This is a genomic window from Leifsonia sp. NPDC058248, from assembly GCF_042881905.1.
In the GTDB taxonomy this organism is placed as follows: domain Bacteria; phylum Actinomycetota; class Actinomycetes; order Actinomycetales; family Microbacteriaceae; genus Leifsonia.
This window is the reverse complement of record NZ_JBHVXB010000008.1, coordinates 121,956-144,415: the sequence shown is the minus strand read 5'-3', so window position 1 is coordinate 144,415 and position 22,460 is coordinate 121,956. Positions and strand designations below refer to the sequence as shown.

Sequence of the window (22,460 nt, the reverse complement as noted above, 5' to 3'; positions counted from 1 at the left end):
ATGGCCGGCACGCTCATCCTCGGCGCGGTGTTCCGTGCGCTCGGAGCCTACCCGTCGGGCTGGCGCTACCCGGGCGCGCACAACAACCCGCTCGGCGACCCGGCGGTGCTCCGACGGACCGCTCGCGCGGCCGAGGCGGCCAAGCTCGACTACCTCTTCTTCGGCGAGTGGCTCGCGACCGGCCCCGATCTCGAGTTCCGCGACCCCGACCTCCTCGCCCGCCTCGACCCGCTGAGCGCGATCGCGTACCTCGCCGGCGTGACCAAGCGCATCGGGCTCATCGCGACCGCCAACAGCGGATACTCCGACCTCTACTCGCTCGCTCGCCAGACCGCGTCGATCGACCGGCTGAGCGCGGGGCGAGCCGGGATCAACGTGGTCACCGGAGCCGATCCACGTGCCGCCGGCAACCACGGACGGGACCCGCACGGCGCGACCGAGCCCCGCTACGACGAGGCGACCGAGTACCTGCGCGCGCTGCGCCTGCTCTGGGACAGCTGGGAGGACGACGCGTTCGTCCGCGACCGTCGCGGCGGCCGGCTGATCGCTCCCGACAAGCTGCACCGAACGGATGCCCGGGGCGAGAACGTGCGCGTCACGGGGCCGCTCAACGCAGCCAGGCCCGTTCAGGGCCACCTCCCGATCGTGCATGCCGGGACCTCGTCGCGGTCGCGCCAGCTCGCCCGTGAGCTGGCGGACATCGCACTCGTCGCCCTGCCGTCGCTCCCGGAGGCCGTCGCGTTCCGGTCCGAGCTGATCGACCGGTCCCGGGCGCTCGGCCGCCGGGACGCGCCGCGAGTGGTCACCCCTATCCTGCCGGTGGTGGCGGAGACCACGGCCGAGGCCAGGTCGATCTTCGACGAACTGCTCCTGCTGGTTCCGCTCGACGACGGTTCGGCCCTGTCGCAATCGCCTGACTTCCCCGCCAACCGGTCGATCCGGGCGCTGTCTTCCGTCGTGGGCGTTCCGCTCGGCTCACCCGACCTCGACGACGAGGTGCCGCAACGGGTGGCCCGCCGGTTCTCCGAGGGCGGCCAGCGGCTGCTCGAACTCGTCGAGACGCGGACCGGCCGGCGGGTCGCCGGTGAGAGCGCGGTGACCTACCGTCACCTGCTGGCCACGCATGCGGTGCCGGCTGCCGTGATCGTCGGAAGCGGCGGCGAGGTGGCCGACCACCTGCAGGAGTGGTTCGCGGCGGGCGCGGTCGACGGATTCAACGTGCTGACCCCGTTCCTGAACGCGCAGTTCGAGGCCTTCACCTCGCTCGTCGTCCCCGAGCTGCAGCGGCGCGGTCTGTTCCGCACCGAGTACGAAGGACGGACGCTCCGCGAGCACCTGGGGCTGTCGAGGCCGGAGAACCTGCACGGCTCCGCCGAGAGCGCCGCCGCGCAGCGGAGCGCCTGAGCGACTGAGCCGCCGGCTGTCTGAGCTCCGGGCGTGCGAGCTCAGGGCGTGCGGTGGTTGCTGCGTTGCGCGATCCCGAACGCCAGCGTCCCCACGAAGAGGATCGCCGCGACGATCCCGAGCCAGAACAGCCCGGTGAAGGCGAAGCCGACCACGCCGAGCGCGGCCCAGACGACCAGAAGGATGATGATGATGGCCATGATGGGTCCGCCTCAGTTCTTGGGGGCCGCACCCGTCGGCCGGATGGCCGTCGAGGGCGGCGGTGTGGCCGACCGGGTGGCCGTCCTGACGACACCGGTGGGTGTCGCACGCTGTTCGAGCAGCGGGCAGGCGAACGGGTCCTTCTCGCCCAGCCCGACGCGGTTGATGTAGTTCGTGACGATGACGTAGGAGGCGATCAGCCCTGTCTGCGTGTAGTGGACGCCGTGCTCGTCGCAGAAGGCCCGGATGGTCGGCGCCGCCCGCCGCAGGTGCGGTCGCGGCATCGACGGGAACAGGTGATGCTCGATCTGGTAGTTGAGCCCGCCCATCATGAAGTCGAGCACCCGGCTGCCCCGGATGTTGCGGCTCATCAGCACCTGGCGGGTCAGGAAGTCGAGCTTCGCGTCGTGCGCGACCAGCGGCATCCCCTTGTGGTTCGGAGCGAAGGACATGCCCATGTAGAACCCGAAGAGCCCGAGCTGGATCGCGAGGAACACCGCGGCCTTGCCGGGGGAGAGCACGAAGAGCACGAGCGTCAGGTACCCGACGATGCGCACCATCAGGAAGCCGATCTCGACCGGCCGGCGCTGCACCGGCTCGCGGGAGAACACGCGGCGCACGCTCGACGCATGCAGCGAGAGACCCTCCAGCAGCAGGATCGGGAAGAAGAACCAGCCCTGGTGGCCGATCATCCAGCGCAGGAGGGGAGGGCGCTTCGACGTGGCCTGCGACGGGGTGAACGCCACCACCGGCAGGTCGATGTCGGGGTCGACGCCTTCGCGGTTCGGATTGGCGTGGTGCCGGGTGTGCTTGTGCTGCCACCACCCGTAGCTCATGCCGACGAACAGGTTGCCGACGACGAGGCTGGTCCAGTCGTTCCAGCGGCCGGAGCGGAAGATCTGCCGGTGCGCCGCATCGTGGCCGAGGAAGGCGATCTGCGTGAAGACGAACGCGAAGAGCGCGGCGGTGAACAGCTGCCACCAGCTGTCACCGAGGAGCAGGAACAGCCCGATCGAGGCGATCGTCACGACCGGCACCGCGACGAGTTTCGTCCAGTAGTAGCCGTAGCGGCGCCGCATGAGACCGGATGCGCGGATGATCCCTGCGAGCTGGGAGTAGTCGTCGGGGGCGGAGCGTTCACGACTCACGGTGTGCGTAGGGACTGATTCCAGTGACATCCCGGCTCCTCGTCGATGCGGGCACCGGGGTCTGGGGCACTGTCCCCTCATCCTACGCTCGCGGGGTGTCGCGGGAGCGGGTTCCGAGCCAACGTGCAGCCTGCCGCCGGAGTCCTCCGGCGCGTAGGGTGGCCGCATGGCGAATCGGCTCGCTGATGCGATCAGTCCCTACCTGCGCTCACACGCCGGAAACCCCGTCGACTGGTTCCCGTGGGGCCCCGAAGCGTTCGCCGAGGCCGAGCGACGGGATGTCCCCGTGCTCATCTCGATCGGCTACTCCACCTGCCACTGGTGCCACGTGATGGCCCGGGAGAGCTTCAGCGACCCGGAGGTCGCGGCCGAGATGAACGCACGGTTCGTGGCGATCAAGGTGGACCGGGAGGAGCATCCGGATGTCGACGCCGGCTATCTGTCGGCGGCGAGCGCCTTCACCGGCAACCTCGGCTGGCCTCTCACTGTGTTCACGACGCCCCGCGGCCGGGCGTTCTACGCGGGAACGTACTTTCCGCCGATGCCGATGGCCGGTCGCGCGTCGTTCCGCCAGATCCTCGACGCCATCTCGGATGCCTGGGACAACCGCCGGGCGGAAGTCGAGGAGAACGCCGTCGCGGTGGTCTCGGCGCTGAAGGCCGCCTCCGAGGCCGCGACCTCCGTCACCGACCTGCCCGGCGAGAGCGCGCTGGACGACGCCGTGTCCGTGCTCGCCGAGGCGGAGGACGCGGTGTACGGCGGTTTCGGCACCTCGCCGAAGTTCCCGGTGGCCCCGGTGCTCGGGTTCCTGCTGTCGCGCGAGCCTGGTGTCCCGGTGGCGATGCGCACCCTCGAACGGATGGCCGCCTCCCCGTTGCGCGACCCGGTCGACGGCGGCTTCTTCCGCTACGCGACCCGGCGCGACTGGAGCGAGCCGCACTACGAGCGGATGCTCTACGACAACGCCCTGCTCCTGCGCGACTACGCACAGGCGTGGCAGCTGACGGGCGCCGGATGGGCCGAGGAGGCCGCCGACGGCATCGCCGGGTTCCTGCTGGGGGTGCTGCGGCGGTCCGGCGGGGGATTCGCCTCGGCGCAGGACTCCGAGAGCACGATCGACGGCGCCCGGGTCGAGGGCGCCTACTACCGGGCGTCCGCAGTCGAGCGCGCGGCGCTCGACCCGCCGCCGATCGACGGGAAATTGCTCACCGGCTGGAACGGCCTCGCCATCGGCGCGCTCGCGCGGGCGGGCTTCGCGCTCGACCGGCCGGCCTGGGTCGTCGCCGCACGGGGGGCCGCGGACGTTCTGCTCGAACAGCACGTGCGCGACGACGGGATGCTCGTGCGCGCCTCGCTCGGCGACCGGGTCTCCGACGCGGCACCCACCCTCGAAGACTACGGCGGCCTCGCCGGCGGCCTCCTCGAACTCGCGCTCGTGACCGGTGAGCTCCGCTACGCCTCGGCGGCCCGCGACCTGGTCGACCTCTGCCTCGACGCGGGAGGGGAGGCGACGTGCCCGTTCGAGGTCCCCGGCGGGGGCGACCCCGTGCTGCAGAGCAACGGGATGAGCGTCCGGGTCGACCCGTCGGAGGGCGCGTACCCGTCCGGGCTGTCGTCCACGGCATCCGCTGCCCACACGCTGTACCTGCTCACGGCGGAGCGGCGCTACGAACGGGCGGCGCGCGAGGCGATGCGCCTGGTCGCCGCGCCCGCCGAGGAGACTCCGAGCGCGTTCGGCGCTGCGCTCGAGCTGATGTCGGCGCTTGCCCGCGAACCGGAGCAGCTCGTGGTGGTGCTCCCCGACGGCGGGGAGGACGCATCGGGCATGGTCGCGGCCGTACGCGGCCGGCCGACCGGTCTGGTCACCGTCGTGGACGAGCAGGCGGCGCGCCGTCTCGAGGCCGACGGCTTCGAGCTGTACGCGGGGCGCAGGACCCAGGGCGGGCAGCCGACCGCCTACCTGTGCCGCGACTTCGTCTGCCGGCTGCCGGTCACGATGCCGGCGCACCTCGCCTAGCGGCGCTCGACCTTGTCGAGCATCCCCCACACGGCCTCGCTGAGCTCCGGATGCTCGAGCGCGATCCGCCGCAGCACCTCGTACTCGAAGCGGGCGAACAGGGCACGTCGGGCGGCGGGGTGGTGTGCCCTGGCCTGCTCGTCGGCGAGGTCGAACCGGTCGATGGCGTTGGAGCGGAGGGAGATCACCACCTGCTCGTCGACGCTCGGGAGCTCCGGGATGAACTGCCACGGGTCCTCACCGGCGCGGCAGCGGTGCTCGATGATCGCGGACAGCTCGTCGTGGGCCTGCTGGCGCAGGACCTCGACGCTCGTGGGAACATGATCCGCCACGCTGATCCTCCCTCCGCACCTCTCGGGTCATCGTCTCGACCGGCGCTCCGACACGTCGGCTCCACCAGCCTACGTCGGGTTCGCCGACGGTGTCGTGAGGTCGCGTCCAGCGAGGCGGCGTTCAGCGAGGCGGCGTTCAGCGAGGCGGCGTTCAGCGAGGCGGCGTTCAGCTCACGCGCGCGAGGAGGAACGCGTTGAGCGCGTCGCTCAGTTCGGCGTCCACCGTGAACGACCTGCCGTCGAGGTGGGTGACCGGCGCCGCCTGCCGCACGCTCGAGACCAGCCACAGTTCGTCGGCCAGCGGCAGTTCGTCCGCGCGGAGCTGCTCGTAGGAGGTCTCGAATCCGCGCTGCTCGAAGAAGGCGAACACGCTGGCCTGCGTGGTGCCGGCGAGGATGCCCTGGTCGGTCTGCGGGGTGCGGACCCTGTTGCCGTTGCGGACGATCACATTCGAGGTCGGTCCTTCCAGCGCGAAGCCGTCGGAGCTGACGAAGATCACGTCGTCGGCGCCTCGGCGGCCGGCCTCGCGCAGGGCGGCGCGGTTCGCCGCGTACGAAAGCGTCTTCGCACCCTGCAGCAGCCACGGTGAGGTCTCCGCGACATCGTGGCGGTAGCCGCGGTCGAGGGTGACCACCCGGATGCCCCGGCGTGCCGCCGAGAAGTCTTCTGCGACATCCACGAAGACCCACCCGCTGGCGCGACCGGTCCCCTCGACGCCGCGGGTCAGGATCAGCTTGGCGTAGAGCTCGCGCGCGCCGTCGGTGCCGTCGGTGGCGTCGGCGCCGTTCCGCTGCCGGTAGTCCGCGATGCCGGCGACCACCGCGTTCCGCCAGACGTCGAGGTCGGGCTCGGCCAGGTCGAGCAGGAGCGCGGAGTGCGCGAGGCGCTGCAGATGCGGTTCGAGGGCCTGCGGATGCCCGTCCACGACGCTGATCGTCTCGAAGACGCCGTCCCCGCGGGTGAGGCCGAGATCCATCAGCCGCACCTGGGGTGCGTCGGCGTCCACGGTCGTGAAGCCGGGGTCGCCGGCCGGGGCCGCCGCGTCGGCGGGAGTAGAGGTCGGCCGGGTGAGGGTGAGCAGCGTCGCGCGAGTCATACCCCTATTGTGACTCCCGGATGCGGAACGCGTCGTCGCCTTCCGGCACCAGCTCGGTCACCGTGACCTTCGTCACGCGGGAGCCGGGCGGTCCCGTGCGCAGCCAGTCGAGCATCCGGTCGACCTGCGCGGTGTCGCCCTCGATCTCGACCTCGACGCTTCCGTCGTGCCGGTTGCGGGCGAAGCCGACGACCCCGAATCGGTGGGCGACCTCCCGCGCGCTCCAGCGGAAGCCCACGCCCTGAACCATTCCCGTGACGATCGCCTGCACTCGGATCATCGCCCCATTCTGCTCCCGGTCGCGGTGATCCGGGAGGCGTCGCGGAGGCCGCGGGTGCCGGTGACACCGCCGACGGCGCCCGGTGCGTTTGAATGGGACCGTGACTTCACCGCTCGTGACCGACCTCCGCTCCGACCTGCGCGCCGCCGGGTTCACCGTCTCCGCCCTCGGAGCACTGTGGGGTGAGACGGGAGGCGAGGCGCTGCACCGTGGCCAGCGCATCCCGGCCCTGCGTGCGCTGGCGGCCGAGCGGCAGCGCTCCGGGCAGACCGCGCTCGCGACCCTGGCGGAGTTGTTCGTGCTCGGCAGGGCGGTGGGGGCGGATGCCCTGGAGCGCGCACTCCCGTCGCTGGGGTCGGCCGGCGCGGAGTCGCTCGGGCTGATCCGCGCCTCGGGGGACCGGGTCGAGCCGGCGGTCGACCTCCGCCCGTACAGCTTCGTGGACGCCCTCGGACCCGGCGAATGGTGGATCGTCTCCGACCTCGGCGAGCTGGCGCTCGGCCATGCGCTGCCCGTCGACCACGTCCTGGGCGTCGGCGGGGCATCCCTCACCCTGAGCGGCCTGATGCTGCAGTGGCCGGTCGAGCGAGTCCTCGACCTCGGCACCGGATGCGGCATCCAGGCGATGCACGCCTCGCGTCACGCCGGGAGCGTGGTCGCGACCGACATCTCGGTGCGGGCACTGGAGCTGGCGGCCCTGAACGCCGAGCTGAACGGGATCGGGAACATCGAGTTCCGGTTGGGCAGCCTCTTCGAGCCGGTCGCCGGTGAGACGTTCGGTCACATCGTGTCGAATCCTCCGTTCGTGATCACGCCCCGCGGCGAGGGTGTGCCCGAGTACGAGTACCGGGACGGCGGCCTCGTCGGCGATGCGCTGGTCGAGGCGGTCATCCGGTCGGCGGGTGAGCATCTCGCGCCGGGCGGCGTGGCGCAGCTGCTGGCCAACTGGGAGTATCTGGGGCGTGCCGCGCCGGTAGCGAGCGCGGGCGCCGACGCCTTCGAGCGGGTCGGCGGCTGGCTGGACGCGTCGGCGGTCCCGGTCGACGCCTGGATCGTGGAACGCGACGTGGAAGACGCGGCGCAGTACGCGGAGACCTGGATCCGCGACGGCGGCACGCGCCCGGGGACCGAGGCTTTCGATCGGCTCTACGAAGCCTGGCTCGACGACTTCGCTGAGCGCGGGGTCGAGTCGGTGGGCTTCGGCTATGTGCTGCTGCGGCGTCCGGGATCCGGTGACCCGACCCTGCGCCGCCTCGAGCGGTTGAACGGCTCGCTGGGCGGCAACGAGGCGGGACTCGGCGTCCACCTCGGTGCCGTGCTCGAGGCCCATGACTGGCAGGCGGGTGCCGATGACGCCGCGCTCGCCGCCTCCCGGCTCGTGGTCGCGGGTGACGTGACCGAGGAGCGGCACTCGTGGCCCGGCGACGAGGGCCCGACCGCCATGCTGCTGCGGCAGGGCGGCGGCTTCGGGCGCACCATCCAGGGCGACACAGCGTTGATCGCGCTCGTCGGCGCCTGCGACGGCGAGCTCACGGTCGGCGCGATCGTCGGTGCGCTCGCCCAGCTGCTCGAGGTGGACGAGCCGGCGCTGGCGGCGGAGCTGCTGCCGATGGTGCGCGCGCTGGTGGTGGACGGATTCCTCAGCCCTGCTGCGGCCTGACTCGGCCGCGGTGGCCTGACTCAGCCGCGCGGCGGCCCGACTGAGCCGCGCGGCACCCGGACTGAGCCGCGCGGCAGCCGGACGAGCTCCACCTCGGTGACCGCGCCGGCGTCGACCACCGCCGTCAGGTAGGTGCAATCGGGCTGGCGGCGGCGATCGGTGGGGGATCCGGGGTTCAGCAGTCGCAACCCGCTTGCGGCCGTGGAGTCCCACGGGATGTGGCTGTGGCCGAAGACGAGCACGTCGGTGCCGGGGAAGTCGCGGGCGCAGCGCTCCTCTCGGCCGGCTGCCGCGCCGGTCTCGTGCACGACGGCGAACCGGAGTCCGCCCAGCTCTGCCCGGGCGACCTCGGGCAGCCGCTCTCGCAGCTCGGGTCCGTCGTTGTTGCCGTAGACGCCGATCAGGCGTTTCGAGCGGGCTTCGAGCAGGTCGAGTGTTCCGAGGTCGACCCAGTCGCCGGCGTGGATGACGACGTCGGCCTCGTCGACCGCCTTCAGCAACTGCGCCGGAAGCGCGCGGGCCCGCTTGGGCACGTGGGTGTCCGACACGATCAGTAGACGGAGGGCGGCGCTCATGGCTCCAGAGTACGAGGCACCGGATGCTCGGAGCGCCCTGTGCACACGGCGCGCTTCTCCACAGGTTGATGGCAAAGGGTTCGCAAAGGCGCGTGCCGGGGATTAGCGTCGAGACATGAAACTTCGAACCCTCGGAAACAGTGGAACGGTCGTCACGGAATACGCCCTCGGCACCATGACCTTCGGCGCGGAGGCCGACGAGAAGGCCTCCCACGCGATCATCGACACCTACCTCGACGGCGGCGGCACCTTCATCGACACCGCCGACGTCTACAGCGCGGGCGGCTCGGAGACGATCATCGGGCGCTGGCTGGCGAACAATCCCGCCCGGCGCGACGAGATCGTCATCGCCACCAAAGGGCGTTTCCCGATGGGCGCCGGCTCAAACGACCTCGGGCTCTCCCGTACGCACTTGCGCAAGGCCCTCGACTCCTCGCTCTCGCGGCTCGGCGTCGACCACATCGACCTCTACCAGATGCACGCGTGGGACGCCGTGACGCCCATCGAGGAGACTCTGCGGTTCCTCGACGACGCGGTTCGTGCCGGCAAGATCTCGTACTACGGGTTCTCCAACTACCTCGGCTGGCAGCTCACCAAGGCCGTGCAGGTCGCGTCGGCCAACGGATGGGCGGCTCCGGTCACCCTGCAGCCGCAGTACAACCTGCTGGTGCGCGGCATCGAGCACGAGATCGTGCCCGCGTCGCTCGACGCCGAGATCGGGCTGCTGCCGTGGTCCCCGCTCGCCGGCGGCTGGCTCAGCGGCAAGTACTCCCGCGACCGCACCCCCACGGGAGCCACCCGGCTCGGCGAAGACCCGAAGCGCGGCATGGAGGCGTGGGACAAGCGCAACGCCGACCCCCGCACGTGGGAGATCATCGAAGCGGTCGGCGTGGTCGCGAACGAGACAGGCGCCTCGGCCTCGCAGGTCGCGCTCGCCTGGCTGTCCGGCCGGCCGGCCGTCACGTCGGTCATCCTCGGCGCGCGCACGATCGAGCAGCTCACCGACAACCTCGGTGCCGCCGACCTCACGCTCTCCGACGACCAGGTCGACGCGCTCACCCGGGCGAGCGAGCCGCGCACCGACGACTACCCCTACGGCGCCGCCGCCATCCAGCAGCGGCACCGCAAGCACGAGGGCGGTCGATGAGACGCACAAGCGCCGCTCCCTCGCAAGACCGCGCGTGAGCGGGCGGCAGACGGGGCCGGCGAGCGATCGCCCACGACTGAGCGACCGTCGTCAGCTCGCGCTGACGCTCCTCGTGGCCGGAACGTTCTTCATGGAGAACCTCGACGGCACGATCCTCGCAACGGCCGCTCCGACAATCGGGCGCGCCTTCGGCATCGACTCGGCCACCGTCGGCGTCGCGATCACGGCGTACCTCGTGACGCTGGCGGTGCTCATCCCGATCTCGGGATGGCTCACCCAGCGCCTCGGCGCGCGCACCGTCTTCGTCGGCGCCATCGCGGTGTTCACGGTGGCGTCGGCCCTGTGCGCGCTCAGCGGCGACCTGGTGCAGTTGACGGCCATGCGCATCCTGCAGGGCGCCGGCGGAGCCATGATGGTCCCCGTCGGCCGCCTCGCGGTCCTGCGGGTGACCGAGAAGAAAGACCTGGTGCGGGCGATCGCGTGGCTGACCTGGCCCGCCCTGGCCGCGCCCATCGCCGCACCGTTCGTCGGCGGTCTGCTGGTGACCTACGCGAGCTGGCAGTGGATCTTCCTGCTGAACATCCCGCTCGGCGTCGTGGCGTTCATCGCCGCCCTGCGGCTGACGCCGCGCGAAGCCGAACTGACGCGCACCCCGCTCGACTGGCTCGGCTTCGTGCTGACGTTCACGGGAGTCGGAGGCATCGTGGTGTTCGGTGCGCTGCTCGCCGACCCCGCCGCGCCCGTGATGGCCACGGTGGTCTCGGGCGTGGCGGGCGCAGTGCTCACCGCCGCCGCCATCCGGCATCTGAGCCGCGCCGCTCACCCGCTGCTCGACCTGCGCGCCTTCCGCATCGAGACCTTCCGGATCACGCATGCGGGCGGCTCCCTGTTCCGGCTCACCATCTCAGCGGTCCCGTTCCTGCTCCCGCTGTTCTTCCAGGACGCACTCGGCTGGTCGCCGGTCCAGGCAGGCGCCGTCGTCCTCACCCTGTTCGTCGGCAACCTCGTCATCAAGCCCGCCACCACGCCCATGCTGCGGCGCTGGGGATTCCGCAGGGTCCTCATCGGGTCGACCGTCGGAGCCGTGATCAGCATGGTGCTGTCCGCCTTCATCGCGCCGCTCACGCCGATCGTGTTCGTCGTCGTCCTCCTGGTGTTCAGCGGAATGACCCGCTCCACCGGATTCACGGCCTACAACACCATCGCGTTCGCCGACGTGCCGCGCGACGAGATGACCGATGCCAACACCCTCGCCTCGACGGTGCAGCAGATCGCGGCGGGCCTGGGCGTCGCCGTGGGCGCTGTCGCGCTGCGGTTCGGCGACCCGCTCGCGGCCCTCCTCGGGCTGGGGAGTCCGGACGGCGCCTACCGGGTGGCGTTCGTGCTCATCGCGCTGATCGCGCTCGGCTCCGTGGTGGAGGCGGTGAGGCTGTCCCGGGGAGCCGGGGAGAACATCCGGCCACCCCGACGCGTTCGCGCCGCTGCCGGCGCCGGCGTCTGAACCCGGGAGCGTGCGCAGTGGCGTGCGCAGTGGTCAGTGCGCGCGGGGCACGACCGTCAGCACGCGCTCGATGTACTCGAAGAACGCGTCCATGAAACTGCGGAGGAACATCTCCGTTCCGGGATCGGTGACCTCGCCGTCCTCGGTGATGAGTCCGGGCGTGATCTGGATGTAGGCCTCCGGGGTGTTCATCTGGGGCGCCTGGAGGAAGCTCAGGACGCTGCGCAGCTGCTGCTGGGCGACAGCGGTGCCGATGGCTCCGGGGGAGGCGCCGATGATCGCGGTCGCCTTGCGGGCGATCACGTTCTCCCCGTACGGCCGGCTGGCCCAGTCGATCGCGTTCTTGAGGGCGCCCGGGATGGACCGGTTGTACTCCGGAGTGACGAAGAGCAGGGCATCCTGCACATCGACCGACGCCTTGAAGTCGAGCGCGACCTGGGGGAAGCGGCCGTCGAGGTCGCGGTTGTAGAGGGGCAGTTCGCCGATCGGGATCTCGGTGAACTCGAGGTCGTGCGGCGCCAGCCGAAGTAGGGCTTTCGAGAGCAGGCGGTTGATCGAGTGCTCGGAGAGGCTGCCGACGAAATAGCCGACGTGATACGGCGGGGTGAGCTCATTGATTGTTGCCATGTGCTCAGGCTCCTCCATCCTCCCTACGCTGTCGAGAGCGCATCCGCCGACCGCAAATAGGGCATCTTCCCGATGTGACGGCCCCTCCTTAGAGAACACGCTTGAGGTACTCAGGAAGAGCGGGACAGGGGAAAGAAAAATGCTGTTGTCAGAAGAATTCATGACCGGCCGGGTCGCAACGCGCGAGACCGCCGAACGTGACAGGGACACCGAGCTGGTGCGCGTCATCCGCGCCGAGCACGAGGCGCGCCACGACGAGGACGGGAAGGTCGGCTGGGTGCACTGGATGCAGCGTCACCGTGCGGCTTCGGCAGCACGAACCGAATCCCACCGGGACGTCGCGGCCGTGTCTTCGGGCGTGCCGGATGCGGTCGAGGAGGCCGCCCGGGAGGGCGTCGCCGGGCCGGTCGTGGAGACCGGCGACGGCCTCCGCGCGGCGGCATCGCCGAGCTCGTCCCCAGAGCGCCGGGAGCTCGAACCGGCCGGTCGGTGACCGCTGTTTCGCCTGTGGCGAAGCCACCCGGAGAAGGCTCCCCGGATGTCGGTGGTCCGTGGCACGATGAGGCCATGCGATCACCGGCGTCGAGCCCTTCGATGATCGGACGGGAGTCCGATCTCGCGGCGCTGCGCGACGAGCTCGCGGCCGTCGACGACGGGCAGCCGCGCGCCGTCGTCATCGGCGGCGAAGCGGGAATCGGCAAGACCCGGCTGCTCGACGAATTCCGCGCCGAGGCCGCCGGCTCGGCCATCGTGCTCACCGGCAGGAGCGTCGATCTCGGCACCGACGGTGCGCCGTACGCTCCGTTCACGGGCATCCTGCGCCAGCTCGTCGACGCGATCGGGCTGGATGCGGTGCTCGCCGCCGCCGGTCCGGGCGCCGGCGTGCTCTCGGTGCTGCTCCCCGAGCTCGGCGACACTGCCGGCGTGCCGGCCCGCACCGGCGTTGAGCGGCTCTACGAGCTCGTCACGGTCCTGCTCGAGAACGTCTCGAGCACCACCCCGCTGGTGGTGACCATCGAAGACGTCCAGTGGGCCGACACCGCCACGCTCGAACTCGTGCGTTTCGTGGTCAGGATGATGGAGAGCGGCCGATTCCTGCTGCTGCTCAGCTATCGCAGCGACGAGGTGCTCCGCGGGCATCCGCTGCGCTCCTACCTCCCCGAACTCGATCGCACGCGGCGCGTCACCCGCTGGGAGCTCGCCCGGCTCGATCGGTCCCAGGTCGCCGTCCAGGTCGAGCAGCTCCTCGGCTGCGTCCCCGACACCGAGACCGTCGATCGCATCTACCAGCTGAGCGAGGGTGTGCCGTTCTTCGTGGAGGAGCTCGTCGGCATCGACCACCTCGGCACGGGAGAAGACCTCCCCGAGACCCTGCGCGAACTGCTGCTCGCGCGCTACGAACGGCTGAGCGAGCCCACGCAGCGCATGCTCCGGCTCATCTCCGCCGGCGGCGTGTGCGTCGACCACGAGCTGCTCGAGGCCGTGTTCGAAGGCTCGGCAGACGAACTCGACGCGGCCGCGCGCGAAGCCGTCGTCGCCAACGTCCTCAGCACCGATCCGACCGAGTACACCTTCCGCCACGCGCTCGTACGCGAGGCGATCCACGCCGACCTCCTGCCGGGGGAGCGCACCCGTTTCCACACCCGCTACGCCGTCGCTCTCGAACACGGCGGGCGCTCGGCGAGCCAGATCAGCTACCACTGGATGGCGGCCCACGACCTGCGGCGTGCGTTCATCGCCACGCTCGAGGCGATGGAGGAGGCGCGGCTGTCCTACGCCTACCGCACCGCCGCCGCGATGGGCGACCGGGCCCTGGAGCTCTGGGATCAGGTCGACGACGCCGAGCAGCTCGCCGGACGCAGCCGCGTCGAACTGCTCACGCGCACCGCGTCGGCACTCCGCAACGCGGGCGACAGCGAGCGTGCCCTTGCCCTGGCGAACGCAGCGCTCGCCGACACCGACACGCTGACGCCTGACACCCACGCGCGGCTGCTGCGCGACAAGGCGCAGTACCTCGCCAACCTCAGCAGGCCCGGCTCCGTCGAGGCCCTGCGCGAAGCGCTCGCGATCGCGCCGTCCGGCCCGACCGACCGGCTGCGCCCCCAGCTCCTGGCGGAGATCGCCGGCCGTCTCATGATCGAAGCCCGCTACGACGAGGCCATCGAGATGTCGACGCTCGCCATCGACGAGGCCGGCGACGACGCCGGCGCCCGCAAATCGGTCGCCCACACCGTGCGCGGCATCGCGTTCATCGACCACGGCGACATCGAGCGCGGGCTCGCCGACCTCGAAGCGGCCCGCGAGCTCGCCGGCGCCGAGACCGGGCCCCTCCTGCGCTACTCGGTCAACGCATCCGACGCCATGAACCTGCTCGGGCGCTACGACGAGGCCGTCGCCATCGCCGTGGCCGGGGCAGAGCGGGCACGCCAGCGCGGCGTCGAACGCACCTCCGGCGTCATGCTCTCGTCCAACACCGTCGAGCCGTTGTTCGCCCTCGGGCAGCTCGACCGCGCCGAGAAGCTGCTCGACCCGGCGCTCGCCCTCGACCCGCCACCCGGCTTCCGGGTGCACTTGCAGCGCATGAAGCTCTGGCTCACGCTCTGGCGGGGCGACATCGATCGCGCCGACGAACTCGTGCGGCGCTGGCGGCCCGGGATGCTCGTGCAGAGCGAGATCGAGATGCAGTCGCGCCTGGGCTTCGCGCGCGTGGCCGCCGAGGTGGCCGTCGCGCGCGGAGACGCCGAACGGGCGTGGGCGGATGCGCGCGTCATCACCTCCGACGACTGGCGTTCCATCCCCGCCTACGACCTCCCCCTGCTGGCTGTCGCCGCCCGGGCGCTCGCCGGTCTGGCCGGCCGGCCCCGCGACTCGGGTGCCGGTGCGGGCGCCGGTGCCGGTGCCGGTGGTGCTGGCGACGCCGCCACGAGTGTCGACGTGCCCGCCGAGGCCGAAAACCTGCGCGCCATCCTGGCCCGGCTCGCCGACTGGCCGACCTACCCCGTATGGGCGCCGATCGTCGAAGCCGAGCTGGCCGTCGTGCATGCCGCCCTCACGAACGACTCCAGCGCCGTCGACGCCGCCACCGACGCCGCCTCCGCCGTGGTCGACGCGTGGCGCACCGCGCTCAGCGCCGTCGCGTCGCCGCTCGCGCCCGCACACCTCGGGCCGTACGCCCAGCTCCGTCTCGCCGAGGCGAGCGCCGTGCTCGGCGACCGCGCGACCGCCGAGGGCGCCGTGACCGCCGCACGCGACCGGGCCGCGGAGCTCGGGCTGGGCTTGATCGTCCGTGCTGCTGACCAGCTGCGCGAACGCGCCCTGTCGGTCCGTCACGGCGGAGTCCGGCCGTCCGACACCGCCCTCACCGAGCGGGAGGCTCAAGTTCTCGCCCTCATCGAGCAGGGCCTGAGCAACAAGCAGATCGGCGAACGGCTCTACATCAGCGCCAAGACCGCGAGCGTTCACGTGTCGAGCATCCTCAAGAAGGTGGGCGCCACCTCCCGCACCGAAGCGGTCTACCGCGCTACCCGCGCCTACCGCTGAGAGCGCACTCACGGGTGAGGGTGAGAACGTGCCCACCGGCGCGTACGCGCCTCAGCCGTCGACCGTGAGCGCGCAGGCGATGCAGAGTTCGGCCGTTGGACGCGCCCGGAGCCGTTCCACCCCGATGGGCCGCGCGCAGCGCATGCAGAGCCCGTACGTTCCCTCGGCGATGCGAGCCAGGGCAGCGTCCACAGCGACGATGTCCCCGGCCGTGTCGCCGCGGAGCGCCTGAATGCGCGTCCACTCGAACGACATCGTCGGGCCCTCCGGATCGTGTTCGTCGTCGGCCGACCCGTCCGCCCGCGCCGACAGCACCACACCGAGGGATTCGGCCAGGCGCTCCGCCTCGGCGACGTCGTGCGCCCGGCGATCGTGAAGGAGCGCCGTCAATTCGGCGAGCTCGTCGTGCGCAAGCCCCTCATCGTCCACCATGTCTTCTCTCAGCATCATCGCCCCCAGCCTTCGCCCGTCCGCCGGCCCCGCTGCCGTGCGGCGCCCACGGCGTCACCGATGGTGACGAGGGTACGCCTCCCGGCCGCGATGTCACGCTCCCACGCTCGCGTAGGCTCGAACGGTGCCTTCGTACCGTGTGACCGTCGCCGTCGGAGCCCTGCGTGCGGGAGTGCGCCCAGAGCTCGTCCTGCCCGCCGCCGCGGACGCCGCAGCCGAGCTCACGGTCGTCGAAGCGTCCAGCGTCGACGTCGTCGCACGCGAAGCGCGCCTGACCGTGCGGTTCATGGCGGACACCGTCGACGAAGCCGTCACCATCGCCCAGCACACGGTCGACCGTGTCGGCACGCTCGCCCGGACCGGCGACTGGAGGGTCACCGAACGGGTGGGCGGCCGCTGGTTCCGTCGCGCCTGACCCGCGCCGGACGGCTTTGCCCGTCGGCGGGCAGTGAATCCGCGCCGTCAGTGGACGGGCAGCGACGCCTCGATGAGTCCTACGATCTCGGGAGCATCCGGCTCCACCGTCGGGCGGAAACGGTGCACCGACCCGTCAGGCGTGATCACGAACTTCTCGAAGTTCCATTTCACCTTGCCGGCTTTGCCCTCGGCATCCGGAGCCTTGGTCAGCTCGTTGTAGAGCGGATGCGCCGACTTGCCGTTGACCCGGACCTTCTCCATCATCGGGAAGGTGACGCCCCACGTGGTGGAGCAGTACTCCTTGATCGCATCGGTGGAGCTCAGCTCCTGGAGGAACTGGTTGCTCGGAAAGCCGATGACGGTGAAACCGCGATCGCCGTACGTCTTCTGGAGGTCTTCGAGCTTCTCGTACTGGGGTGCGAGACCGCAGCGGGAGGCGACGTTGACGACGAGGATGACCTTGCCGTCGAAGGCGGCCAGGGAGGTCGGTTCGCCGTCGATGGTCGTGAATGGGATGTCCGTGATGCTCATGATCTGAGCATAAGCACGGAGCAGACCCATTCGTATGCATTCATTGCAATCATGCAGCGATGTTTCAGAGACGCGCCCTCGCAGCGCGGCAAGGGCCCGTCGTTTGCCAGTTCTTGTCGCCATCCAGGGCGGGTTGGCCGCAACAAGTGGCAAACGACGGCCGTCAGGGGTCGCGCCGAGGGGAACTGGGCGAGGGGGGTCTGGGCGAGGGCGGGCTAAGCGCGGGCGAGCGGCGCCTCGGCGTCGGCCGACCACTCGTTGAGGGACCCGTCATAGATCGCGACATCCGTGCGGCCGAGCAGCGACAGCGCGAGCGCGTCGGAGGCGGCCGCGATCCCGCCGGCGCAGTACGTCACGATGCGGTCGCCCGAGGCGAGCGCGTCCGAGAACGTCGCGCGCAGGCTCTCGAGCGGGAGGAACTCGTTCGTCTCCCTCGAGACGAGGCGGCCGGCCGGAGCACTGATGCTTCCCGGGATGTGGCCGAGCCGGGCACGCTGGCCGGACTCACCCGCGAACTCCTTCGGCGGGACTCCGCAGATCAGCGTCGCGCGCTCAGAGCCGTCGACGACCGAGGCGACGAAGTCCTTCTCGACCCACGACTCCGGGCGTTCGTCTGCGACGAAGATCGCGCCCGCCCGCGGTTCGACGTGCCCGAGGTCGATCGACCGGTCCTCGGCCCGCCACTTGGCGAGGCCGCCGTCGAGCACGGCGACGCGGTCGTATCCGAACGCGCGGAAAAGCCACCAGATCCGTGCCGCCCAGGTCCCGACCGCGGAGTCGTAGACGACCACCGCCGTGTCGTTGTCGATCCCCACCGACGCGGCCGCCGCCTCGAAGGCTGCGGCATCCGGGCGGGTGAACGGATACGCGCCGCTCGGGTCGCTGAACACGTCGAGCAGGTCCGCGAACACCGCGCCCGGAATGTGGCCCTCGATGAGGAACGGGTCGAGACCGCTGAGGTATGCCGAGCGGCCGTCGGGACGCGTTGCCTGCAGGACCGTCGCGTCCAGCACCACCAGGCCGTCGGACCCGAGGTGGTCGGCGAGCCATTGGGTGGAGACGAGCGGCCGGTCGAGGGCGGCGCCGATGGCGGGGGCCGGTGCTGTCGAGGTGGCTGTCAGGGTTTCGGATGCGGTGCTCACGTCAACCACGCTAACCAGCGGGCGCGCATCCGACTATGCGACGCGAAACGCGGCGTAACGCTCGACCTGTTCGGACGCCGACGACCACACCCTCAGCGCGCAAGGCTCAGCGCGGCCACACGTTCAGCACTCGATGACGTTGACCGCGAGGCCGCCCTCGCTGGTCTCCTTGTACTTGGTCGACATGTCGAGGCCCGTCTGACGCATCGTCTCGATGACCGTGTCGAGCGAGACGAGGTGCGATCCGTCTCCGTGCAGCGCGATCCGCGCGGCCGAGACCGCCGTCGACGAGGCGATCGCGTTGCGTTCGATGCACGGGATCTGCACCAGTCCGCCGACCGGGTCGCAGGTGAGGCCCAGGTGGTGCTCCATCGCGATCTCCGCAGCATTCTCGACCTGCTGGGGTGTGCCGCCGAGCACCGCGCACAGGGCTCCGGCCGCCATCGCGCAGGCCGAGCCGACCTCCGCCTGGCAGCCGCCCTCCGCGCCGGAGATGGAGGCGTTGGCTTTGAACAGCGAGCCGATCGCCGTGGCGGTCAGCAGGTACTGCCGGATGCCCTCAGCGGAGGCTCCCGGAACGAAACGCAGGTAGTAGTGGGCGACGGCGGGGACGATGCCGGCCGCGCCGTTGGTCGGCGCCGTGACGACCCGGCCCCCGGAGGCGTTCTCCTCGTTGACGGCCAGCGCGAAGGCGTGCAGCCACTCGATCGAGGTGTCGCGGCCGGGAACGCGTCCGGCGGCCTCCAGGTGTTCGCGCATCGCGGCGGCGCGCCGCTTCACGCCGAGTCCGCCCGGCAGCGTGCCGTCGCCGGCCAGTCCGTTGGACACGCACTCGGCCATCGCCGACCAGATCAGGTCGAGCCGGTCGCGCGTCGCGTCCGCACCGTGGATGGCCGCCTCGTTGCGTCTGGCCACCTCGCAGATCGGGATGTCGTTCTCGGCGCACAGCCGCAGCAGTTCTTCGGCGGTGTCGTAGGGCAGCGGATGATCGGCGCGCGCAGAGAGGTCGGCCTCCTCGCCGTCGCGCCGAATGAACCCGCCGCCGATCGAATAGTAGGTCTCCTCGACGAGGGGGAGGGCGTCGATCCTGCCGTCGGGTCCGGTGCCCCATGCGCTGAGGGTGAGGGCGTTCGGATGCCCGGGGAGCCGAGTTCGCGGCTCGAAGGCGATGTCGTCCCGGGCGATCGGGATCTCGTGACGTCCCGCGAGCACCACCGTCCCGTCGTCGCCGAGGCCGGACCAGAGGCCGCGGACGTCTTCGGGGAGGCAGGTCTCCGGCGCGAGTCCCGAGAGGCCGGCGATGACCGCGTCGGGCGTGCCGTGCCCGATCCCGGTGGAGCCGAGCGAGCCGTAGAGCGTGCAGGTGACGCGGGCGACACGGTCGAGCATCCCGTCGCTGCTGAGCTCCTCGGCGAACGCGCGGGCGGCCCGGAACGGTCCGACAGTGTGCGAGCTCGAGGGGCCGATGCCGATCGAAAACAGGTCGAAAGCCGAGACGTACGCAGTCACAACACCAGCTTACGTCCCCTCTCCTGCATGATTCGTGCGTACGGGTGCTCGTTCGCGCGCGGTTCCGGGCGTGCGGGCCGTCCTGGCGACCAAGACCGGGCATCCTGAGAATTAAGCAACTTCAGTTGACAATGCTTGCGAAGCAACTTAGGTTGCTTACATGGTTCCGACAACACCGCCGCCGCTCGGCGGGGCCGCCGACGGGCTCGCGTCCGTCGTGGCCCTCCGCGAGCTCGCCGACCGCCTGGAAGACGCCGAAGTCGAGCGCGCCCTGCGCGACGGCTGGACGTGGACGCAGATCGCTGAGGCCCTCGGCGTGACCAGGCAGGCCGTGCACAAGAAGCATCTGCGCCGCGTGGCCGGTGCCGGCATCGAACTGAGGAGACGCAATGGCTGACACGGCCGACACACGCGAGCACGAACACGACGACCGGCGGCTCTCACGCGCCCTGCGCACGATCATCATCCGGGCGGTGTCCGAAGCGCAGCGCCGCGGCGCGTCCCTCGTCGAGGCGGAGCACCTCCTGCTGTCCCTCTCGCTCGAGACCGGCGGTCCGACGGCGACCGCTCTGTCGGCATCCGGTCTCGACCACGCCGGCATCGAGCGTGTCCTGCGGGCCGAACGCGAGCGCAGCCTCGAGGCTGCCGGGGTCGCCCCGATCGCCGAGGAGCGCCTCGCCGCCTCGCCCCGGGTCGCTCGGCCGCGCTGGGGCGCATCGGCGCGGGAGGTGCTCGTCCGGGCCCACCGCGCCGCCGCGCTCACCCGCCGCAAACGGACGGCCGAGGTCGATCTGCTCTCCGGCATCCTCGGCCTCGAGCTCGGCACCGTTCCGCGCGCGCTCGACCTCGCGGGCGTCGACCGGCACGCGATCCTCGTGGCCGCCGCCACGCCGTGAGCCCGGCCCCGAGCCCGGCCCCGAGCCGGCCCCGAGCCGGACGCCGAGCCCGCGCGCATCCACCGTGTAAGCGTCATGTAAGCCGCATGTAAGCGGTCTGTAAGCGGTCGGCCGCACCATCGACTCGCACCACCACACCACCTCAGGAAGGACCATCATGGCCACCAGCTCAGAATGGGCGGTCGAAGCCCATGGGCTCGTCAAGGTCTTCGGCGGCAACCGCGCGGTCGACGGGGTCGACCTCAGCGTCCGCGCCGGAACCGTCTACGGCGTGCTCGGGCCGAACGGCGCCGGCAAGACCACCACGATCTCCATGCTCGCCACCCTGCTGAAACCGGATGCCGGGTCAGCCACCATCTTCGGCCACGACGTGCGCAAAGAGCAGCAGGTCGTCCGCCAGCTCATCGGAGTGACCGCGCAGTTCGCCTCCGTGGACGAGCGGCTCTCCGCCACCGAGAACCTCGTCATCTTCTCCCGCCTGCTCGGCCTCAGCCGCGCCGACGCGAAGCGCAAGTCGGCCGAGCTGCTCGAAGAGTTCGGGCTGACCGACGCCGCCAAGCGGCCGATCGCCAAGTTCTCCGGCGGAATGCGCCGGCGACTCGACCTCGCCGCCAGCCTCATCGCGCAGCCGCCGCTGATCTTCCTCGATGAGCCGACCACCGGCCTCGACCCGCGCACGCGTGCCCAGATGTGGGACACCATCCGGCGCCTGGTCGCGACCGGTTCGACGGTGCTGCTCACCACGCAGTACCTCGACGAGGCCGACCAGCTCGCCGACCGCATCGCCGTCATCGACAGCGGGCGGGTCGTCGCCGAGGGGACCGCCGACGAGCTCAAGGCCTCGGTCGGGGAGTCCTCGCTGCAGCTGCGGCTCTCTGACCCCTCCGACATGGACGACGCCCGCCGCGCGGTCTCCGCCGTGCTCGGGGTCGACGCCGTCGTGTCGCCCGAGGGCTCGCGGATCACCGCGCCCATGCGCAACCCTGACGCCGTCACCGACCTGTTCGTGACCTTCCGCGAAGCGGGAATCCACCTGACCGAGATGTCCGTTCAGAAGCCCACGCTCGACGAGGTGTTCCTCACCCTCACCGGCCACGGCGTCGAAGACGTGATCCCCGGCGCTCCCGAGAGCGCCGACGAAGCAGAAAGGGTCGACGCATGACCACCCTCAGCGTGATCACCCCGCCGTCCGAGCGGAGACTCAAGAACCACGTCAGCCTCACCCAGTCCGTCGCCCACTCGCTCACCATGGCGTACCGTGGTGTGCTGAAGATCAAGCGCACGCCCGAGCAGCTGTTCGACGTGACGCTGCAGCCGATCATCTTCACGCTGATGTTCACGTACATCTTCGGCGGAGCGATCGCGGGCAGCGTCGACGCCTACCTGCCGACGATCATCCCGGGCATCCTGGTGCAGACCGTCATCACGACCTCGGTCGTGACCGGCGTGCAGCTGCGCGAGGACATGGACAAGGGCGTGTTCGACCGCTTCAAGTCCTTGCCGATCGCGCGGATCGCCCCGCTCGCCGGCGCCCTGCTCGCCGACACGATCCGCTACACGATCGCCACGACGCTCACCTTCACGATGGGCTTCATCCTCGGCTACCGCCCCGCGGGAGGTCTCGGTTTCGTCTTCATCGCAGGTCTGCTCGTGATCGTCTGCTCCTGGGCGATCAGCTGGATCTTCGCGTTCTTCGGCGTGATCGCCCGAAGCGCGAGCAGCGTCCAGGGGATCTCGTTCCTCGTCCTGTTCCCGCTGACGTTCCTCTCGAACGCCTTCGTCCCCGCGGAGACGATGCCCGAGTGGCTGCAGTGGTTCGTCAACATCAACCCGGTGTCGCACCTGGTGACCGCCGTGCGGGAGCTCGCGAACAACGGAGTGTGGGGCCCCGACGCGTGGCTCGCCCTCCTCGGCGCTGCGATCATCGTGGCCGTCTTCGCACCGCTCACGGTGCGTGCGTACATGCGCAAGGCCTAGCACGTCTCGA

Annotated in this window: 23 protein-coding genes; 12 read left to right on the top strand and 11 right to left on the bottom strand. The window is 70.9% G+C overall.

The features are described 5' to 3' along the window. On the top strand, nt 1–1,404 hold the full coding sequence (locus ACFVV5_RS14500; protein WP_387245366.1) for an NtaA/DmoA family FMN-dependent monooxygenase: 1,404 nt from the start codon (nt 1–3) through the stop codon (nt 1,402–1,404). A gap of 41 nt (nt 1,405–1,445) precedes the next feature. Here ACFVV5_RS14500 and ACFVV5_RS14495 read toward each other — a convergent pair whose 3' ends face one another. Together ACFVV5_RS14495 and ACFVV5_RS14490 are read right to left on the bottom strand one after the other, a co-directional pair. Next, nucleotides 1,446–1,604: a hypothetical protein gene (locus tag ACFVV5_RS14495; RefSeq protein ID WP_387245363.1), complete on the bottom strand. Its 159-nt coding sequence runs from the start codon at nt 1,602–1,604 to the stop codon at nt 1,446–1,448. A gap of 12 nt (nt 1,605–1,616) precedes the next feature. Then, complete coding sequence (locus ACFVV5_RS14490) at nt 1,617–2,783, bottom strand: fatty acid desaturase family protein (protein WP_387245360.1); 1,167 nt, start codon at nt 2,781–2,783, stop codon at nt 1,617–1,619. A gap of 136 nt (nt 2,784–2,919) precedes the next feature. Between ACFVV5_RS14490 and ACFVV5_RS14485 the strand changes: the two genes are divergently transcribed. Then, nucleotides 2,920–4,770, top strand: coding sequence for a thioredoxin domain-containing protein (locus ACFVV5_RS14485; protein ID WP_387245357.1), 1,851 nt, complete (start codon nt 2,920–2,922; stop codon nt 4,768–4,770). On the opposite strand, the gene ACFVV5_RS14480 is transcribed toward ACFVV5_RS14485, so the two are convergent. From ACFVV5_RS14480 to ACFVV5_RS14470, 3 genes are all read right to left on the bottom strand, one after another. Continuing rightward, entirely contained in the window at nt 4,767–5,102 is a 336-nt protein-coding gene (locus ACFVV5_RS14480) for a hypothetical protein (RefSeq protein ID WP_387245354.1), read from the bottom strand. The genes ACFVV5_RS14485 and ACFVV5_RS14480 overlap by 4 nt on opposite strands. Before the next feature lie 166 nt (nt 5,103–5,268). Continuing rightward, the gene (locus ACFVV5_RS14475) at nt 5,269–6,198 is read right to left on the bottom strand and encodes an aminodeoxychorismate lyase (RefSeq protein ID WP_387245351.1); all 930 of its coding nucleotides are present in this window, start codon (nt 6,196–6,198) and stop codon (nt 5,269–5,271) included. 4 nt (nt 6,199–6,202) lie between these two features. After that, the gene (locus ACFVV5_RS14470; RefSeq protein WP_387245348.1) at nt 6,203–6,478 is read right to left on the bottom strand and encodes an acylphosphatase; all 276 of its coding nucleotides are present in this window, start codon (nt 6,476–6,478) and stop codon (nt 6,203–6,205) included. A gap of 100 nt (nt 6,479–6,578) precedes the next feature. Here ACFVV5_RS14470 and ACFVV5_RS14465 point away from each other — a divergent pair, with 100 nt between their 5' ends. After that, the gene (locus tag ACFVV5_RS14465) at nt 6,579–8,138 is read left to right on the top strand and encodes a methyltransferase (protein ID WP_387245345.1); all 1,560 of its coding nucleotides are present in this window, start codon (nt 6,579–6,581) and stop codon (nt 8,136–8,138) included. Between the two features lie 20 nt (nt 8,139–8,158). Here ACFVV5_RS14465 and ACFVV5_RS14460 read toward each other — a convergent pair whose 3' ends face one another. After that, nucleotides 8,159–8,713: a metallophosphoesterase family protein gene (locus ACFVV5_RS14460; protein WP_387245342.1), complete on the bottom strand. Its 555-nt coding sequence runs from the start codon at nt 8,711–8,713 to the stop codon at nt 8,159–8,161. A gap of 115 nt (nt 8,714–8,828) precedes the next feature. Here ACFVV5_RS14460 and ACFVV5_RS14455 point away from each other — a divergent pair, with 115 nt between their 5' ends. Further along, complete coding sequence (locus ACFVV5_RS14455) at nt 8,829–9,860, top strand: aldo/keto reductase (protein WP_387245339.1); 1,032 nt, start codon at nt 8,829–8,831, stop codon at nt 9,858–9,860. Nucleotides 9,861–9,894: 34 nt separating this feature from the next. Then, nucleotides 9,895–11,361: an MFS transporter gene (locus ACFVV5_RS14450; protein ID WP_387245336.1), complete on the top strand. Its 1,467-nt coding sequence runs from the start codon at nt 9,895–9,897 to the stop codon at nt 11,359–11,361. Between the two features lie 33 nt (nt 11,362–11,394). Here the strand turns inward: ACFVV5_RS14450 and ACFVV5_RS14445 are convergent, their stop codons facing one another. Then, nucleotides 11,395–11,988 carry an NADPH-dependent FMN reductase gene (locus tag ACFVV5_RS14445; RefSeq protein WP_387245333.1) on the bottom strand — a complete coding sequence of 198 codons (594 nt, stop codon included), beginning with the start codon at nt 11,986–11,988 and terminating at the stop codon, nt 11,395–11,397. 145 nt (nt 11,989–12,133) lie between these two features. On the opposite strand from ACFVV5_RS14445, the gene ACFVV5_RS14440 reads away from it, so the two are divergent. Both ACFVV5_RS14440 and ACFVV5_RS14435 read left to right on the top strand, forming a co-directional pair. After that, nucleotides 12,134–12,481 (top strand): hypothetical protein, encoded by a 348-nt coding sequence (locus ACFVV5_RS14440; RefSeq protein WP_387245330.1) that lies wholly within the window; start codon nt 12,134–12,136, stop codon nt 12,479–12,481. Nucleotides 12,482–12,555: 74 nt separating this feature from the next. Continuing rightward, on the top strand, nt 12,556–15,528 hold the full coding sequence (locus ACFVV5_RS14435; RefSeq protein ID WP_387245327.1) for an AAA family ATPase: 2,973 nt from the start codon (nt 12,556–12,558) through the stop codon (nt 15,526–15,528). Between the two features lie 51 nt (nt 15,529–15,579). On the opposite strand, the gene ACFVV5_RS14430 is transcribed toward ACFVV5_RS14435, so the two are convergent. Beyond that, nucleotides 15,580–15,978 (bottom strand): TraR/DksA family transcriptional regulator, encoded by a 399-nt coding sequence (locus ACFVV5_RS14430; RefSeq protein WP_387245324.1) that lies wholly within the window; start codon nt 15,976–15,978, stop codon nt 15,580–15,582. Between the two features lie 124 nt (nt 15,979–16,102). Here ACFVV5_RS14430 and ACFVV5_RS14425 point away from each other — a divergent pair, with 124 nt between their 5' ends. Beyond that, nucleotides 16,103–16,393: a hypothetical protein gene (locus ACFVV5_RS14425; protein WP_387245321.1), complete on the top strand. Its 291-nt coding sequence runs from the start codon at nt 16,103–16,105 to the stop codon at nt 16,391–16,393. Nucleotides 16,394–16,440: 47 nt separating this feature from the next. Here ACFVV5_RS14425 and ACFVV5_RS14420 read toward each other — a convergent pair whose 3' ends face one another. The 3 genes from ACFVV5_RS14420 to ACFVV5_RS14410 all read right to left on the bottom strand — a co-directional run bounded on the left by ACFVV5_RS14420 (nt 16,441) and on the right by ACFVV5_RS14410 (nt 19,577). Then, nucleotides 16,441–16,926, bottom strand: a complete 486-nt coding sequence (locus ACFVV5_RS14420) for a glutathione peroxidase (RefSeq protein WP_387245318.1) — start codon at nt 16,924–16,926, stop codon at nt 16,441–16,443. Between the two features lie 215 nt (nt 16,927–17,141). After that, nucleotides 17,142–18,068 carry a sulfurtransferase gene (locus ACFVV5_RS14415; RefSeq protein WP_387245315.1) on the bottom strand — a complete coding sequence of 309 codons (927 nt, stop codon included), beginning with the start codon at nt 18,066–18,068 and terminating at the stop codon, nt 17,142–17,144. 123 nt (nt 18,069–18,191) lie between these two features. Next, the gene (locus tag ACFVV5_RS14410; protein ID WP_387245312.1) at nt 18,192–19,577 is read right to left on the bottom strand and encodes an L-serine ammonia-lyase; all 1,386 of its coding nucleotides are present in this window, start codon (nt 19,575–19,577) and stop codon (nt 18,192–18,194) included. A 160-nt stretch (nt 19,578–19,737) separates the two neighbouring features. Between ACFVV5_RS14410 and ACFVV5_RS14405 the strand changes: the two genes are divergently transcribed. The 4 genes from ACFVV5_RS14405 to ACFVV5_RS14390 all read left to right on the top strand — a co-directional run bounded on the left by ACFVV5_RS14405 (nt 19,738) and on the right by ACFVV5_RS14390 (nt 22,450). Next, on the top strand, nt 19,738–19,974 hold the full coding sequence (locus tag ACFVV5_RS14405) for a helix-turn-helix domain-containing protein (RefSeq protein ID WP_387245309.1): 237 nt from the start codon (nt 19,738–19,740) through the stop codon (nt 19,972–19,974). Beyond that, nucleotides 19,967–20,473, top strand: coding sequence for a Clp protease N-terminal domain-containing protein (locus ACFVV5_RS14400; RefSeq protein ID WP_387245306.1), 507 nt, complete (start codon nt 19,967–19,969; stop codon nt 20,471–20,473). The genes ACFVV5_RS14405 and ACFVV5_RS14400 overlap by 8 nt, the downstream gene beginning before the upstream one ends. A 157-nt stretch (nt 20,474–20,630) precedes the next feature. Next, nucleotides 20,631–21,635 (top strand): ATP-binding cassette domain-containing protein, encoded by a 1,005-nt coding sequence (locus tag ACFVV5_RS14395; protein ID WP_387245303.1) that lies wholly within the window; start codon nt 20,631–20,633, stop codon nt 21,633–21,635. Further along, nucleotides 21,632–22,450, top strand: coding sequence for an ABC transporter permease (locus ACFVV5_RS14390; RefSeq protein WP_387245299.1), 819 nt, complete (start codon nt 21,632–21,634; stop codon nt 22,448–22,450). Before ACFVV5_RS14395 ends, ACFVV5_RS14390 begins: the two co-directional genes overlap by 4 nt. Nucleotides 22,451–22,460 lie beyond the last annotated feature (10 nt).